At 43.0% G+C, this 16,235-nt stretch carries 18 protein-coding genes; 4 read left to right on the forward strand and 14 right to left on the reverse strand.

Features of this window, described 5'->3' with window-relative positions:
• Window positions 1-182 precede the first annotated feature (182 nt).
• The 8 genes from OCT63_RS16525 to OCT63_RS16560 form a co-directional block, all read right to left on the reverse strand.
• A complete protein-coding gene (locus OCT63_RS16525) occupies window positions 183-698 on the reverse strand; it encodes an adenylate kinase (protein WP_060467735.1) in 516 nt (171 codons plus the stop codon).
• A 265-nt stretch (window positions 699-963) separates the two neighbouring features.
• On the reverse strand, window positions 964-1,422 hold the full coding sequence (locus OCT63_RS16530; RefSeq protein WP_269984078.1) for a DUF302 domain-containing protein: 459 nt from the start codon (window positions 1,420-1,422) through the stop codon (window positions 964-966).
• A 275-nt stretch (window positions 1,423-1,697) separates the two neighbouring features.
• The gene (locus tag OCT63_RS16535) at window positions 1,698-2,114 is read right to left on the reverse strand and encodes a VOC family protein (protein WP_060467737.1); all 417 of its coding nucleotides are present in this window, start codon (window positions 2,112-2,114) and stop codon (window positions 1,698-1,700) included.
• 48 nt (window positions 2,115-2,162) lie between these two features.
• On the reverse strand, window positions 2,163-2,633 hold the full coding sequence (locus OCT63_RS16540; RefSeq protein WP_269984079.1) for a GNAT family N-acetyltransferase: 471 nt from the start codon (window positions 2,631-2,633) through the stop codon (window positions 2,163-2,165).
• A 36-nt stretch (window positions 2,634-2,669) separates the two neighbouring features.
• The gene (locus tag OCT63_RS16545) at window positions 2,670-3,026 is read right to left on the reverse strand and encodes a hypothetical protein (protein WP_161680157.1); all 357 of its coding nucleotides are present in this window, start codon (window positions 3,024-3,026) and stop codon (window positions 2,670-2,672) included.
• 66 nt (window positions 3,027-3,092) lie between these two features.
• The gene (locus tag OCT63_RS16550) at window positions 3,093-3,473 is read right to left on the reverse strand and encodes a VOC family protein (RefSeq protein ID WP_060467740.1); all 381 of its coding nucleotides are present in this window, start codon (window positions 3,471-3,473) and stop codon (window positions 3,093-3,095) included.
• Window positions 3,474-3,538: 65 nt separating this feature from the next.
• The gene (locus OCT63_RS16555) at window positions 3,539-4,237 is read right to left on the reverse strand and encodes a pseudouridine synthase (protein ID WP_269984080.1); all 699 of its coding nucleotides are present in this window, start codon (window positions 4,235-4,237) and stop codon (window positions 3,539-3,541) included.
• Window positions 4,237-4,398: a hypothetical protein gene (locus OCT63_RS16560; protein WP_269984081.1), complete on the reverse strand. Its 162-nt coding sequence runs from the start codon at window positions 4,396-4,398 to the stop codon at window positions 4,237-4,239. The genes OCT63_RS16555 and OCT63_RS16560 overlap by 1 nt, the downstream gene beginning before the upstream one ends.
• Before the next feature lie 209 nt (window positions 4,399-4,607).
• On the opposite strand from OCT63_RS16560, the gene OCT63_RS16565 reads away from it, so the two are divergent.
• Window positions 4,608-5,009, forward strand: a complete 402-nt coding sequence (locus OCT63_RS16565) for a YkgJ family cysteine cluster protein (protein ID WP_060467743.1) — start codon at window positions 4,608-4,610, stop codon at window positions 5,007-5,009.
• A 53-nt stretch (window positions 5,010-5,062) separates the two neighbouring features.
• On the opposite strand, the gene OCT63_RS16570 is transcribed toward OCT63_RS16565, so the two are convergent.
• The 4 genes from OCT63_RS16570 to OCT63_RS16585 form a co-directional block, all read right to left on the reverse strand.
• Window positions 5,063-5,464, reverse strand: a complete 402-nt coding sequence (locus OCT63_RS16570; RefSeq protein ID WP_269984082.1) for an NUDIX hydrolase — start codon at window positions 5,462-5,464, stop codon at window positions 5,063-5,065.
• Between the two features lie 119 nt (window positions 5,465-5,583).
• On the reverse strand, window positions 5,584-6,048 hold the full coding sequence (locus tag OCT63_RS16575) for an ASCH domain-containing protein (RefSeq protein WP_269984083.1): 465 nt from the start codon (window positions 6,046-6,048) through the stop codon (window positions 5,584-5,586).
• 191 nt (window positions 6,049-6,239) lie between these two features.
• Window positions 6,240-6,494: a DUF3297 family protein gene (locus OCT63_RS16580; protein WP_017057369.1), complete on the reverse strand. Its 255-nt coding sequence runs from the start codon at window positions 6,492-6,494 to the stop codon at window positions 6,240-6,242.
• A gap of 258 nt (window positions 6,495-6,752) precedes the next feature.
• Window positions 6,753-7,895: a PcfJ domain-containing protein gene (locus OCT63_RS16585; RefSeq protein ID WP_060467749.1), complete on the reverse strand. Its 1,143-nt coding sequence runs from the start codon at window positions 7,893-7,895 to the stop codon at window positions 6,753-6,755.
• A gap of 271 nt (window positions 7,896-8,166) precedes the next feature.
• Between OCT63_RS16585 and OCT63_RS16590 the strand changes: the two genes are divergently transcribed.
• The 3 genes from OCT63_RS16590 to OCT63_RS16600 all read left to right on the forward strand — a co-directional run bounded on the left by OCT63_RS16590 (window position 8,167) and on the right by OCT63_RS16600 (window position 11,139).
• Complete coding sequence (locus tag OCT63_RS16590) at window positions 8,167-8,589, forward strand: universal stress protein (protein ID WP_060467750.1); 423 nt, start codon at window positions 8,167-8,169, stop codon at window positions 8,587-8,589.
• A 250-nt stretch (window positions 8,590-8,839) separates the two neighbouring features.
• Window positions 8,840-10,399, forward strand: a complete 1,560-nt coding sequence (locus OCT63_RS16595; RefSeq protein WP_269984084.1) for a cryptochrome/photolyase family protein — start codon at window positions 8,840-8,842, stop codon at window positions 10,397-10,399.
• Window positions 10,399-11,139: an SDR family oxidoreductase gene (locus tag OCT63_RS16600; RefSeq protein ID WP_269984085.1), complete on the forward strand. Its 741-nt coding sequence runs from the start codon at window positions 10,399-10,401 to the stop codon at window positions 11,137-11,139. The genes OCT63_RS16595 and OCT63_RS16600 overlap by 1 nt, the downstream gene beginning before the upstream one ends.
• A 154-nt stretch (window positions 11,140-11,293) precedes the next feature.
• On the opposite strand, the gene OCT63_RS16605 is transcribed toward OCT63_RS16600, so the two are convergent.
• Together OCT63_RS16605 and OCT63_RS16610 are read right to left on the reverse strand one after the other, a co-directional pair.
• Entirely contained in the window at window positions 11,294-12,178 is an 885-nt protein-coding gene (locus tag OCT63_RS16605; RefSeq protein ID WP_306345496.1) for a PA4780 family RIO1-like protein kinase, read from the reverse strand.
• Between the two features lie 333 nt (window positions 12,179-12,511).
• Complete coding sequence (locus tag OCT63_RS16610; RefSeq protein WP_269984086.1) at window positions 12,512-16,234, reverse strand: SbcC/MukB-like Walker B domain-containing protein; 3,723 nt, start codon at window positions 16,232-16,234, stop codon at window positions 12,512-12,514.
• Between the last annotated feature and the right edge of the window lies 1 nt (window position 16,235).

The following is a 16,235-nucleotide window of genomic DNA, read 5'->3' on the forward strand; positions in this document are numbered from 1 at the left end:
TTCAAACTGCCAATAGCACGCTGAGTTAAGTAATACCTAACGGGAAGATCATTGAGGCCTTCCCGTTTTTATTTGTATAAACCAAACATATGTAAAATATGCCACACATTGGATCAAATCTAAATATTTTCATGAAGTTATGAATAAATAAAAACGTTTATAGCAAGGTAAAACAATACATGTTAAGTCACATGTTGACGAACAAAGTTATTCAATTCGCGCACACTGCTGATGATATGAACCTCTTTTTCTTTTGCGCGCAATTCTAACCGCGCTCTAAAGTCGTCATTCCAAAATTTCGGGCATAATTTTAGTGTCTTATAACTTTGTATCGTACCTTTTATAACTGAACTTCCATCAGGCCAGCCTTCAGGTTTAACGAACAACCCTTTGAGCATTCGCTTGGTGACGAACCAGTAGCTAATGGGATAAGGAAGGTCGATATAAACCAAGGTATCAGCGGCTTCTAAACGTGTGTTGAATGAACCTAATGGGCCAAATCCATCGATGATCCAACTTTCTGAACTAAGTATGCTCTCATGAGCCTGCTCGAACACTTCACGCTCAACAAACTCTCCGTTGGTCTTATAAACAATAGAGTCCAACTGATGAAGCTCAATGCCTGTGGCTACTGCCAACGCTTTGCTAATAGTAGATTTTCCACTCCCAGGCTTGCCAAAAACCGCGATCTTTTTCATATGACTTCCTCTATTTAGATAAACCCATAAGACAGCTACAAAAAACCCACCTTACAGGTGGGTTCGATAAACAAAGCGCATCAACAACCCCACCATTCCTATGGAATGATGATAATTCGTTGGTTAGATGGCGCTAAATTCAGTTTCATAACACTACTTTTATATATTATTGCTTAGTTGTCAATGCACCACACAATGATCGGGCGGCTGTATCATCGTCATGTCTCACCCGTCAATAATCTAAATGAGTGCTTATTGGTCTCGGCTATTCAGCTTTCGCCACGGTCGCTTCTGAAAGCTTACTTAGTACACCCGATATCTTCTTAACCACTTCGTCACAGCCATTTATCGCGTGACGCTCTACCAAGTAATTAGGATCGTTGTAAGATAACCATACTTTCTTACTAGAATCTTCAGTGACTAACACCTTCTGTGGTAAATCTATCGCGACTTCTTGAGCACATTGCATTAATGGTGTCCCTACTTTCGGGTTACCAAAGATGATCACTTCCGTTGGTCTCAATTCAAGATCGACCTTACTCGCGTTTTTCTGATGATTGATTCTCGCAAACAAGGTCAAACCTTTGCTTTTGGCGATCTCTTCGAAGCGATCAGCCGTCTCTTTCACTGAGTAATTACTTTGGTATTTAATCAAACCATCAGAAGCCGCAGCTGAAAATGATGTCAAGAGTAAAATGGCGCATAGTGGTAGTAATTTTTTCATCGTCACCTCTGAGATTTAACCTAATCAAGCTTACATTCATAGCGCCACTTTTAAAATCAGCGGCGCAACCCATGTCAGTATAGACGTGTTTCTCTTCTCAGTTTGCAGAGACGATCACTGTTCCAATGCGTCTTATTATCAGTTTATTAAGAGTCATTCCGATCGTTAGCTCATGGAGCCTGTAATGCGTTTGAATACTTGGGTTGATACCTTCTGACTTCCATGTCGCTCCTGTAAATCCATGCGTCTATAATTCAGGTTATGGGTAAGCTTATCTACCTGTTAGCCATAGGGTGTTCCGGGGTTAACTGAAGTAGATCCCACAAGTTACCGTAAAGATCTTCAAACACAGCAACCGTACCGTAGCTTTGCTCTTTAGGCTCTCGGACAAAGTTAATACCCAAAGACGTCATGCGTTCGTAATCACGCCAGAAATCATCGGTGTTTAAGAATAGGAATACGCGTCCACCAGCTTGGTTACCGATGAAATCAAGTTGCTCTGGCTTGGAAGCTCTGGCAAGTAACAAGCTCACACCGGTTGAATTTGGTGGAGCAACAACAACCCAGCGCTTATCTTCTTCGGGTAGATACGTATCTTCGATGAGATCAAACTTAAGCTTGTTTACATAAAAATCAAGCGCTTCATCGTAGTCTTTTACCACTAGTGCAATGTGGACAATATTCTGTTTCATAACATACCTTGTTGGGGTTTTAGCTCAGTGGAAACGGGTTTCATGTCACTAAGCAATTCGCCCACGCATAATAAATTGTGGGCCTGCTGCGCCACCTAGATACTGTTCATTAGTATCTTCGAAGCCGCCTTTCTTATAGCAATTGAATGCTGCGAGGTTTTTGCAATTCACGGTTAAGTAAATCGACTCATACGCTGAGTAATTGGCTTTTAAATATGGAAACAAAGCTTTGACCGTGCCTGTTCCCAAACCTTTACCTTGCTGGTTTTTATCAACAACAAAGGCTCTTAACCCAATGCTTCCTTCAGGGCAGAATTCGTAGTGCTCTGCGTAAGCGATATCAAGCTTAAAGAAACCCACCACATCGTTATCAAACTTAATCACGTGCAAGTGCGTCGTTTCACTGCCGTCTAATAAAAACTCTGCAGCTGTACCTGCAAACTTAACCTGTTCATCGCCTAGTTGGATGCCCTGAACTAACGCCACATGAGACTCTTCAAGCCTTTCGATAGTTATCATTATTCTTCCTTTTGTATAACACCCACGAAAAACCGACTAAAGCTCATCGCTAGTATCTCGAGAGCCGTAGATTGGGAAGTCGATATTAAGAACGTTATCATCCTCAAGTGTAAATAGAACACTTCCATTCTCTACACCGGTTTCGTTCCTATCCGAACAACCTAAAAACAGCTCCCAATCAAACGAATATTGAAGTCGGTATTGATTCGCATTGATGTGTAGAACATCTTTAATTTTAATACCGTTCACCACATGTGCCATATCATCGATGTATGACAGATCAGGGATTAACTTTTCTTCGAAATCACGTTTATGCTCGGTTAAGAAATTGAGCAGTTCAGAACATAACTCGGAGCCATGAACCAATGGTTTAGACAGGCTAGAAAACAACATTTCTAAATACTCCAAGGATTGTTTTGATATTGGTAGGGTGCGCGCGAAAGCAACACCAACGCGAATCTATAAGGCTAAGCGCTTGATGTTCTCAGCCACACGCCACAGCACACCACTTGGGTCAGTGATACAAAACTCAAGCATTCCCCAAGGCTGTTCAACAACCTCGGAAACGGTAACTTCAAATTCCGACACTACATTAGAGTTTTGGATGTGTTGATACCAACTTTTTACGTCTTCAACCAGTAAGTGCATCATGTAATTGTCACAGTGAGCAGGTTCATAAAAGTTTTGCAGAAGGAACGCACAACTGCCATAACGCAGATAGGCGATGTCGTGAAATTCAGACATCACTTCGAAGCCGATTGACTGGTAAAAACGCTTAGATAAATTGAAGTCTTTCGCGGGTACGAAAGACTTAATTTCTGAGACTTTTAGGTTTTCCATCCTACATCCTTATAGTGTTGATATTCTTGTGCTGTCCCGCTTAACGCTTTAAGTGGTTACGACGTCTATTCAGAGCCTTGCTGAAATGATTCGACTTCGGCTTTAGTTAGATAACGCCACTGGCCTTCTTCAACATCTAATCGCACACCACCTATCTGTTCACGATGAAGGCCGACAACACGATTCCCCACCGCAGCAAACATTCGTTTTACTTGATGAAACTTACCTTCTGTAATGGTCAACAGCACTTCTTTACTAGTAATCACTTCGAGTTCTGCCGGACGCGTCAGTTTTTGCTCGCCTTGCAATTTAATGCCCGCTTTGAACTTGTCAGCGACATCGTCTTTTATATCTCGTGACAATGTCACGCGGTACATCTTCTTACATGACTTGGTTGGCAGCGTGATATTGAATGACCAGCGCCCATCATCGGTAATCAAGACTAAGCCTGTAGTGTCAACATCTAAACGCCCTGCTATATGCAGTTCTGATGCTTTGTCTATCTCGATGTAGTTGAACAGCGAGGGATAAACTTCGTCGATATTAGAGCAAACAGTACCCGCAGGCTTGTGCATTAAGAGGTATCGAAATTCACGCAAATTAAGAGGCGTGTCATTCAACAAGATGGCGTTGCTTTCATGAACCTGAGTTGATTCATCGGTGACTGTTTCACTGTTTACGTTCACCTCGCCATTATGGATGCGTTCAATCGCTTCAGGCTTGGTTAGGTCAGTGCTTTTACATAGGTATTTATCAAGGCGCATTAATCGTCTACACCACATTTAGCACAAGGCTTGTAAGTTCGTTCACCTTGCTCGATCACCACATAGTCACCAACGCACTTTTCACACAAAGCGAGCTTTGGGTAAGCGTCTTTCTGTTTATTTGCGTTGATGTTGCCTTCGGTGGTGTACACGGTTCTCATTTTGATGCCTTTACTTGAATAACGTGAGAGGCGCAAATTGTATCATTGTTTACTGCTTTGATTGGAGTGGTGGTACATAGATAAATTGATTTTAGGTACTGCAATTCCAAGTTCCCTTCCCGTAACAGCTTAACCATGAACAACAAAGTCAACGTGCCACGCCTATCAGTGATAAAATGATAAAAGCTCACCAACCAATGAAGTCGATAATGAAAGATTGTAATCAATGCGGAAAATGCTGTATCAAATACGGAGATGGCGACCTTGCCGCGACTCAAGAAGAGATCGATTTGTGGGAGCTGTTCAACCCAGACATTTTTGAATATGTCCGAGGAAGCGAGATATGGTTTGATCCGCAATCTGGCGAACGTTTAACTCGCTGCCCTTTTCTGGAGCTGGTTCCGACGAAAGACACCAAGGCTCAAGCCAAGTACACATGCAGTATTTACTTAGACCGACCAGAAGATTGCAGACACTATCCAAGCCTGATCAATGAGATGGTACGAGATGAGTGTGAAATGATTGAGGTGGTGGATTTACAAGACACGAAGAAAGCTCAAAGGAAACTCGACCTATTGATGAAAGACAGTCGCCCTTCAAGCTATTCGTAAGCGATGATCTTTTGAAGACCAATCTTCAGCATTAGCTAATAGTCGCTAAAACCTTAAACCAAATACTGGTTCGCGTCTAACCAATCAAGCGCAACCAGTGCTGCCAATGAGCATACCGCTCTGTCGTTGCCATCAACAAACTTAAGCTCTTCGATTTCGGCATCTGGAGACAGTTCACCTGTATAATCAGCAAGATAACAAGTCAATTGCACCGATACGCCTTCCGCTTTGCCATCAGCTTGGCCTATAAAGGTCTCAACGTATTTGATGGAATCAGGTATTAAATCAACAGAGATTTCTTCTTTGATTTCACGAACGAGTGCTTGCTCGTCACTTTCTCCAGCTTCACGTTTTCCGCCTGGAAGGTAGAACAATTCCTTACCTTTTGATCTCACCATCAACAACTTGCCGTCATTGATGAATATCCAAGCCAGTTTATCTATTACCTTATGCATGTTGTTAGACCTTACTTCTGTTTTTAGTTTTCGTTTTTTATTTTATCTGGCCGCGCATTACTCACAACCAAACAAAACCAACGTATGTGCCACGCATTATGATTCAAAAAAAATGCCCTTTATTGATGAACCACTTTGAAGCGCTCTAATACCAGCATCATATCTTCAGTTGGCGAGATTTTTAGCTCTTCACATTCACGAGAAAAGAAGTTCCAGTGCGCTTCTCTCCAGCATTCGAGAGTTTTATCACCCTCGCCTTCTGCGGCAGCAAACTCAGCGGTCACTTCGTTGTATTTGCACAATGACACTGAGGTTATCTCTACGATACAAATTGGCTTGCCGTCCCAATCGGTGACGACTTGTAGATGGCCAACCACCGGTCTCGCCTCACCTTCGTGGCTATACCAATATTCAAGGCTACAAGACGCTTGTTTTTCACCTTTAAGAATCAACTGTGCACACAAGTTGGCGTTGTATTCATCGGCACAGTAATAGTCGGCACTAAAAGAGGTGTATTGCGAAGCCACTTCGGCTGGCAATGTGCTGAGGTAGCTATCGAGATAAGCTTGGCTTCTTTCTTCCATGATCTTTCCAGTTTGAATATAAGGTTCAGTCAGTTAGCCCTCAGTAAGGGAGTAACAGACAGTAGTCTTGCAGCAATTGCAAATGCAGAAAAACAAAAAGGACCTAGATTTCTCTAAGCCCTTTAAAGTGATAACGCTTGGTAACTCTATATTTGATAATGACACCAAAGATTAGCGAGTTACTCCAACAATTACTCTTCGATGTAGAACGCTTCTACAGTACCTTTAAGAGTAATAAGCATAGGTTGACCACGACGATCTAGAGCTTTAGGAGAAGGGATCTTAACCCAACCTTCGCTGATGCAGTATTCTTCAACATCCGTACGCTCTTTACCATTTAGACGAATGCCGATTGGGTATTCGAAACACTCAGCCACGTGATGTGGGCTGCGTGGGTTGCCTGCAAGATGATCTGGTAAAGCTGGTTTTGAATTAGTATCGCTCATGTTCATTACCTGTATGTGCGTAAATAAAAAAAGTGCGTCATTCTAGTCAATATAAGCTTGTTGCTCAACCACTGCAGTAATAAATCGTATTGATAGCTTATATAACCGTTAGTTGCCTGATTGAGCAGCAAGATATCGGGTATATTTACACTAGAATTTACAGGTTGATGCATTTCCTGTAGACGAGCGTTGTTCGCATTGTCTAAATACCACTTTTTTGTCTGATCGCTTTCTCCATAAGCAACTGAGTTCGCTAGATTAAAGCGATTGTATTTTCTGTTTCAACTGTATTTTACTGGCTTCTAGCCAATCGAGGATAACTCGTCGCGCTGCCTCTGTAGGTGGCGCATTACGCTTCCCGCAGATTTGGTCGATTTCAAAAGGAAACGACTTGTTAGGGGCTCGGCGCAAACCTATGGTTAGCCTTTGTGGTTTAAACATACGAAACGCGACATAGCGATCGCTCATTATTCGGTTATGATATACGCCAATGCAATGTTTTTGCTCCACGCCCTCTTGCTCAAGATCATAGTAATCGATAATAGGGTGGATATTATCATTGCCTAACAACGGAACCGGATAAGGTATATCCATATCTACAGGGCGATTTCCCTCTAAACGGTGCAACTGACGCTGCTCTGTCCAACGATCATGAAGCTGTTCAAACATTGCAAATGAGTTCTGGCTAGTGATTGAACGCAGAGGATCATCGATGTCTAAATCCTGCCCCAATAATATCGCATCTTGAAACATGGCCATTTTCGACGGTGTATTGAGCCTTCCCTCTTCAACCATTGCGATACCCAGTCGGCTGCCAGTTAAAAATGGATGAACCTGATCCAACCGCAAGGCAGTGTAACCCACTTTAGAGTAATGCTTGAACTTGAGGACGCGCCTTTGCAGCGGTTCAAGAATACGTACAATATGGTCAAGCTCATCACCCACATTGTAGTGTAACTCTAACTTATCGATGAACTTAAGCGTTGCTTTACTGCTATCTAACCCCAGTTTTGCGAGAATTTTCTTTTGCCCTAAACGGCTCAGATCCAATGCACTTTGGTTATCGACGCTGTATTTCATACAGATCAATGCCAAAATAACCGGACGTAATTCCAACAATTGTGCCGCTTCATACGTATTCGCAGCTAACCACAACATTTGATATTGGTACTCTGGAAAATCGTCTGTGATTTCACGATACCGAGCCGGCAACGAATCTAACCAACGACCAGTGACATCAAACTGCTCAATGAGATTTAAACTTAAGCCAATCCCACCATCAAGCGGGCGTCGCTCATCTTTAAGCACATGAAAACCCATGAGCTTTTGCGACCAGTCACTAATCTCAATGTCGTAATCAAAGCCTAATGTTCGAGTGGGAATGGTGAGTAGTACGGTCATGGATGTCTCTTAGTTATTGGCGATTGATCTGTCGAATCACGTAAAGTAACGATATGTCGCTTTAATATGCCTTCTCATGGCTTTGTCGAGCATCGAACTCGCATCACTATAACAACCTTTTGTAAATTTCTTATCAATCAAAGCGATATAAATGTGAAAGTGTTTAGAAGATCTTTGCATGATGATTTTCGCCAATATGAGATCCCTTCGATATCATTTGCTCAAACAAAAACTATGCTTAGTACATCACTCACAACAATAGGCTTTAATTATGGAATACCGACATATTCTGGTCGCACTTGAGCTAACTGACGACACAAAAATCCTCATTGATAAAGCGATCTTCTTCGCAGACAAACTAGAAGCAAGCATTTCATTTGTCTATATCGACGGGACTCACGGAGAAATTTACCCAGAACTCGTTGATATTCAGGAAGATAATATTGATTTGCCTTTCAATGAAGATGCGATAACAAAGTTAAGAGTATTCGAAACTTACGCCAATCAGCCAATTCAACATATCTTTGTGGGTACAGGGGATTTGAACGATAAGCTCAAAAACACGATTGAAACACACGGGGTAGACCTATTGCTGTGTGGACACCATCATGATTTTTGGCACAAAATCATTTCCCACTCAAAGCAGCTTATCGACACTTCTCCGGTCGACATTCTCGTGGTTCCTATGGAATAACTGTTTTGCTCTAAATCCGACGTCACTGCCAACCTCTATCGGTATTATTGGTTGGCTTATACTGATCTCTTCATGCCTTGCTTTTGCCTAAATCCTCTCTGTCTCTGTCTCTGTCTCTCAAAAATTATTTGTGATCTTGGCGGCTTGTCAGATCGTAGTCATCTAATAACTAATAAATCACAATAATTTGATTTGTTTATCAGACTGATACGTACGATTCACACCATACGTTTATAAACTAGGACGTGTTATGAAATTCAATACTGTGCGCCTCATCTTAGGTGACCAGCTCAACATTGAGCACTCTTGGTTTCAGCAAGTTAACGATGATGTCATTTACATAATCGCAGAGCTCAAACAAGAAACCGATTACGTCGATTCTCACATTCAGAAAGTCGTGGCATTTTTCTCTGCCATGTCTTACTTCGCCAAAGAACTCGCCCAGCAAGGTCATCAGGTAGTGCATTTAACACTGGATGACACGGCGCAATTTGAAAACCTAGATGGCCTACTTCAACACTATGTACACGAGTTCGATGCTGACAAGTTCGAATACCAGAGGCCAGATGAATATCGTCTGCTTCAGCAAATGGCGAAACTCAAACTAGTCAATGTCACCAAAGGGTGTTGCGATACAGAGCACTTCTTGTTTCCGTTTGAGGAGATAGAAACACAGTTCCCGCAAGATAAACACATCATGATGGAACACTTCTATCGTCGAATGAGAAAACGTTTCAACATTCTGTTGGAAGATGAAAAACCGGTTGGTGGTAAGTGGAATTACGATGCCAATAACCGTAAAAAGCTTAAGAAGCAAGACATTGGCAACTTACCACAGCCTTTGATGTTCGCTAACAATATCTCGGACATTTTGAAGCGTATCGAGCGGCATCACGTCAAAACAATTGGCGAAGTTGACGCTCAACTCTTATGGCCAGTGAACCGTGCTCAAAGCTTGTCTCTACTCGCCCATTTTTGTCAAGTCTGCTTGCCATTGTTCGGTCAATTTCAAGATGCAATGACAACAGAACACGATTCAAAGTGGAGTTTGTATCATAGTCGCCTCTCTTTCTCATTGAACAGCAAGCTGCTAAGCCCTCGTGAAGTAATTGAAGCGGCACTCTCGGCTTATGAAGCCTCTAAAGCTCAAGATAAAGCAAGCATCGATATTGCGCAGGTGGAAGGTTTCGTACGTCAGATACTCGGTTGGCGTGAATACATTCGTGGCGTGTATTGGGCCAACATGCCCGCTTATGCCAATAAAAACCATTATTCAGCCAACCGACAATTACCTCATTACTTTTGGGATGGTCAAACCAAGATGAATTGCATGAAGCACGCCATTGGTCAATCTCTAGAGTTTGCTTATGCACATCACATTCAGAGGCTGATGATCACTGGCAACTTCTGTTTGATAGCTGGCATAGCACCAGACCAAGTCGACAGTTGGTACCTTGGCATTTACGTAGATGCGATTGAATGGGTCGAAATGCCAAACACACGAGGGATGGCGCTATTTTCTGATGGAGGTATCGTAGGAACTAAGCCCTACGCTGCCAGTGGTTCATACATCAATCGTATGAGTGATTACTGTAAAGGCTGTCATTACCAAATAAAAGCGCGCAGTGGTGAAGCCTCTTGTCCGTTCAACAGCTTGTACTGGCGCTTTATGAACCTACATCGTGATGAGTTAAACCGAAACCCTAGAATGGGCATGCTTTATCGATCTTGGGACAATATGGGCGAACAAGACCAACAAGCCATTCTCGACACCGCAGAACAACGACTGATGAACCTGGAGAACTTATAATGGTTGAACAACTCAGACTACAAGTATTGGTTATTGGTGGGAGTGGCGGTATTGGTTCCGCTGTCGTTCAGCGCCTCTTGTCTGAACTGTCTCATTTTGATTTTCTTGATGTACATGTAGACGCGACTTACCACTCTCAACGGCCCACTCTTGAAGACAAACGACTTCATTGGCATCAACTCGACGCAACCAACGAAACGGAAGTCGCACAACTGAGCGCAAAATTTAATCGACTGGATTGGTTAATCAACTGCGTAGGGATGCTTCACACACCAGACCTTGGGCCAGAAAAGAACTTGTCGTCCATTGCACCAGAATTTTTCCTGAAAAATATCTCGGTCAATACGTTACCAAGCCTGTTATTGGCTAAGCATTTCACTCCGATTCTCAAATCTAGCGACAATCCAAAGTTCGCCGTCGTCTCAGCTAAAGTCGGCAGTATTTCAGATAACAGATTAGGCGGTTGGTACAGCTACCGTTCATCGAAAGCGGCGTTGAATATGTTCATTAAAACCATGTCGATTGAATGGCGACGGACTATAAAGCAAGGAACAGTCTTAGCACTGCACCCAGGAACAACCGACACATCACTTTCAAAGCCTTTTCAGGCGAATGTTCCAGAAGGAAAGCTGTTCGAATCGGATTACGTCGCTCATCAACTGGTTAAGATTATTAGCGGTGCAACGCCAAAGAGCAGTGGCAATTTTTACACCTACAATGGTGAGCAATTGACGTGGTAGTGAGTAAAAACAGAAAACCCAACAGAGTTGTGACTCTGCTGGGTTAATTTGGTTAAAGCGACTCGTTAACACTCAAGCTATCGTTTCAAAAAAGAGGCATATCAGCGGTCAAATAACGTCCAACACTGATCAGTATAAGTCTAAATGAGTACGATTACTCGGACCAATTAAACTTACTCTCATCAACCCCGTCTTTGGCCTCTTTAACACGATCTCTCCGGTGTTGCTCTTCGATTCTCGCTGAGTCAATTTCTTGCATGATGGCTTCGATATCCGCCAAGTCATCGTTTTCCTTAAACTCACCAGTAAGCTTACTGTCTGGCTTTAGATCACCTTTTTCATATAATGCCCACATTTCCTTAGCGTACTCTGTAGTTGATAACTCTGGCGCAAACTGAGCGTAATAGTCACGGATATTATTAACATCACGAGTCAACATCCACTCTGCATTATTATTTGCAGAAGCATCGACGGCTTGCGGCAAATCGATGATCACTGGACCATACTCATCGACAAGAACATTGAACTCAGACAAATCACCATGAATCAGGCCAACACATAGCATTTTCACCACGTAGCTCATCATCACTTGGTGATCTTCAATCGCTTGTTCAGCGGGCATGACGACATCGTTCAATCGAGGAGCGACATAGCCATCGTCATCGGTAACCAACTCCATTAGCAACACGCCATCGAAACAACCAAAAGGTTGCGGTACCCTTACGCCCGCTTCTGCCAGTTTATATAAGGCATCAACTTCGGCACTTTGCCATACTTTTTCTTGTTGCTCACGACCAAAACCAGACCCTTTTTCCATGGCTCGAGCGCGACGGCTATTACGAACCTTTCGCCCTTCTCGATAGGCTGTCGCTTTCTTAAAGCTACGTTGGCTTATTTCTTTATAAACCTTGGCACAACGGATCGTATCGCCGCAGCGTACTATGTACACTGACGCTTCTTTGCCACTCATGAGTTGGCTTGTCACCTCGTCGACTAAACCATCGTCAACTAAGGGCTGTATTCTTTTAGGTATCTTCATGCCGCCTTTATACATGAGTTATCTGCAGATAGAAATATTAACTGAAGAAATGAAAGATGTGATTCTCAGTGAGAAGCTTTCGACGACACTCGAGCCTCGCTTTAGAGGATGACATTAGGGGCGGATTCCATCCTACTGTTACATTCGCTCAAATTAGCGAAAAACAGAGTAAAACAACAAACAGTCACATCTTTTTATGAACGAACCCGAATTAAACAATGCCGACAAAGATATTATGAATAAGCCCAACTTCGTCACTCTCAAGAAGGAATAACCACTAAGTCGGGCATCTAATAACTAAGCCATAACGGTTAACTGATCGGTAACTTTTAATTAAGCAGTCACTTTGTATTGAGATTCCATTTCACTCACTCCAAGGCCTGAGTGCTTAGTTACTTTCAACTGAACCGGGACACGCTCTTTCAATGCTTCAACGTGGCTGATTACACCAATCATCTTGCCTGAAGCATTCAAGTTATCTAATGCGTTTAAGGCAATATCCAAGGTATCGCTGTCTAGCGTGCCGAAGCCTTCGTCGAGGAACAGTGAATCAATACTGGTCTTGTGGCTCACAAGGTCAGATAGCGCCAATGCCAATGCCAAACTCACCAAGAAGCTTTCACCACCCGAGAGCGTTTTGGTATCTCGCATCACGTCGCCCTGCCAGGTATCTAACACTTGCAGTTCTAACCCGTCATCCGCTTTACGTTGTAACTCGTAACGGCCATGCAAACGTTGCAACTGCTTATTAGCTAGATATACCAAATTCTCAAGGGTTAAGCCTTGAGCAAACTTACGGAATTTGTCGCCATTTCTGGAACCAATCAAAGAGTTCAAACGTGAGATATCATCAAACTCTAATTGCTGCGCTTCAATTAGCTTAAACAGATCTTGTTGGTTACTACGGTTTTGACGGTCCGTTTCTAAATTCGCAGAAATTGCACCAATTTGAGAAGCATGGCTCTGTCGTTTGTTTTGATATTCAACCGTCGCCTGCTCGACTTCACTTTGCGGTGTGGTGCTCCACGTTGCGGCTTTTTCATGATCTTGCAACTCAGATCGATTAGCTTTGGCACTGTTCAACCTCGCCTGAGCACTCACGATTGATTCATCAAGTGTCTTCTTCAAGCTTCGCAGTTGTGCGGTTAACGCTTCATCAAGCAGTGAAGACTCAAAGTCGGCATCAGTTGCGAAAGGACTCGACGCTAACGCCTGGTCCCACAATTGCTTAATTTCAACTTGTGCCTGTTGTTTTGCCGCCAATTCTTCGGTGTAACTGGCGTGCTTAGTTTGTTCTTTTAGATGTTCGCGTTCACAACCGTTGAATTCTGTTTGAGATACTTCAAGATTAGTGACGGCATCACTCATTTTTTGCTTCATTGCTTGAATCGTTGACTGGACATCGTTATCACCAAACAATTGTTTTCTTGATTCAGTGATCGACGCTAGCTCTTTAGTTAAAGATTCAACCTCAAGGTTTGCGTTGGCGGTCTCGTTGGCTAGCGATTCCAATTTGTCATCGAGTGCTGTCAGCTCTGCACGCTTACTAATCAACTGTTTATCTAAATCATCGTGTTGCAGCTTCGTCGCTTGCCATAAATCAGAAGCTTCCTTTTTTTGAGCAAACCAAGCGTCAATATGCTCAAGTTCTGGCGCTTCAATCGAGGTCTCAGCAATACTTTCTTTAAGTTCAGTCCACTGCAATGTTTTGGATTGAGCGCACTTTTCAGCTTGATCAACCAGAGCCTGCGTTTTCGTGGTTAGATCCGTTAGACGTTGTTCCGATAATTCTAAGTTCGCCTGCGCTTTATTGGCCATGATGCTTGCGGTTGTACGTTGTTTTTCAGCGTCTAGGTAAACATTTTTCGCATCAATCACGGCACGTAACTGGTGAATAACTTCGTTAAGCTGTTGCTCACAAGATTCAGTAAAAAAGCTTACCGTTTCACTATCACCTAGTGCCTCGATAGACGGTAGCTTGACGTCTAGCAAGCCACCTTGAGACACAAAATTCACATACACTTGTTCAAGTTTACTTAACGTGTTTGCCCAATTTAACTTTGCTTGTTCAACATCAGCCTGCGTACGTTTAAGCTCATCTTTAATCCCATTAATGATTGGTACAATCGAATCCAACTGCTGGCGATGTTCAGTGCCTTCTTTTTCAATAACCGCGAGAGCTTGTTCTTCACGTTCTTTTTGTGAAATCAAATCCGTAAGATCTTGTGACTGTTCAATCGCATGATTAGCTGAACCACACAATGGACAATCCATCCCCGGCTGCAACGCCGCGCGATACTTCGCGAGTTCGCCTTCTTGCTCAATTAAACGAATCAATCGTTCAAGTGACGTTTTGTTTTTTTGGTAACGCTCCACCAGAACTTCACGCTCTTGCGTCAATTTATCCGACTGATGAATGTGGTTAGAAAGCTCAGCTTCTTTAACGGCAATACGCTGAGTGGCTTGTAGGTAACCACGATTGATATCGACCAGCGTGTTGGTATGACGGCTCCAATATTCAAGCAGATCTTTGCTTTCATTCAGTGCCCGTTCACTGTTTTGTTGCTGCAGTGTGTCCCATTTAAGCTTGGCGTCATTCTCGACAGCAACCCGTTCAGCCAATGTTTTGTCTTGTGTAAGTTTCAACTCTCGAGATGTCTGTACTAGCGTTTGCTGTGTTTCTAACGCTTTGTTGGCACCTTGAACACTACTTAATAATTCAGTGTGCTGCGTTTCAAGGGCTCGAACTTGATCGACCTTGAATTGCCATTGCCCTAGGTATTTTTCAAGTTGCTTATCGGCTTGATGAGTCTCTAAATACTGTGCATTGATCTTTTCTTGGTGCTGAACAGAAGCTATGGCTTGGCTGAGTACTGTATGCTTGTGACGTTGTTCAACCTCTTGTTGATTCAAAGCTTTAACGTTTTTCTCAGCCGTGGCTTGTTTGTCTTTAAGCACCGAGATTTGGTTGTCGAGCGGTCGAACTTGCTCAATGATCTTCTCTTGATCTTGTTGTTCTTGTTTTATTTGTTCAACCAGCGCGCTTTGCGTTTTAAGCTTGTCACTAGCAGCGGATTTCTCTGCATCTCGCTCAGCTAATCTTTTCGTGCTGCTTTCAAGGTTGGCTTGAGTCACTTTCACGTCTTGATCGCTGCGTTGCACATCTTTATACAGTGGGCGTAACTTTTCTGCAGGCTCGCTTTTAGCTAAGCGATCCAGTGAGGATTGGTTTTCAGAAAGGTTGTCTTGTGCTTGTTTTAAGTCTTGCTCACCATTGACGATAGCTAAGTCAGCTTTGGTTACGTCTTTCCACCAGCTTAAATGGGCATTCCATTCGACCAATTCTTGAGCCAACACAGCTTGCTCTGCTTCTAACCTATCGTGATCTGTTATCAACTCTTGAATTTGTTCTTCCGTTAACAGACTCACCCCCTCGGCCTTAGCTTTAAGGTGATGAAGTGACTCTTCACTCGATTTAAAGTGATCGTAAACCCGTTCTGAAATCAAGCTGTAGACTTCTGTACCTGTCAGTTCTTCAAGTAACTCAGCTCTGTCGTTCGCATTTGCGTTTAAGAAAGCAGCGAACTCACCTTGCGATAACATTATCGATTTAGTAAATCGAGAAAAATCCAAACCCGTTACGGTTTCAACCCTCTTAATTTTCTTAGTCAGCTGCGTTTCTAAAACCTCATCGCTACCTGCATCTGCAAGTTCACAGGTCGGTGTTTGCAGTGCCCCATCGTGCTTGCCGCGCGCTCTCTTATGGTGAAAGTTAGAGCGGTAGGTTTTACCTTTTACTTCAAATTCGATCTCAGCAAAACACTCACCAGTACCACGTGTCATCAGCTCATTAGTGCCCTTGGCAATACTCTTCAAACGTGGTGTACGGTGGAACAGTGCCAAACACATCGCATCAAGAATCGTGGTTTTACCGGCTCCAGTTGGGCCAGTAATTGCGAACAAGCCATTTTCGGCAAAAGGTGACTTTGTGAAGTCGAGTTTCCAACGACCTTTTAAAGAGTTTAGGTTTTCAAATTCTAAGCTTAAGATTTTCATT

The sequence above is a fragment of the Vibrio sp. RW genome (assembly GCF_027587105.1).
Lineage (GTDB): Bacteria > Pseudomonadota > Gammaproteobacteria > Enterobacterales > Vibrionaceae > Vibrio > Vibrio toranzoniae.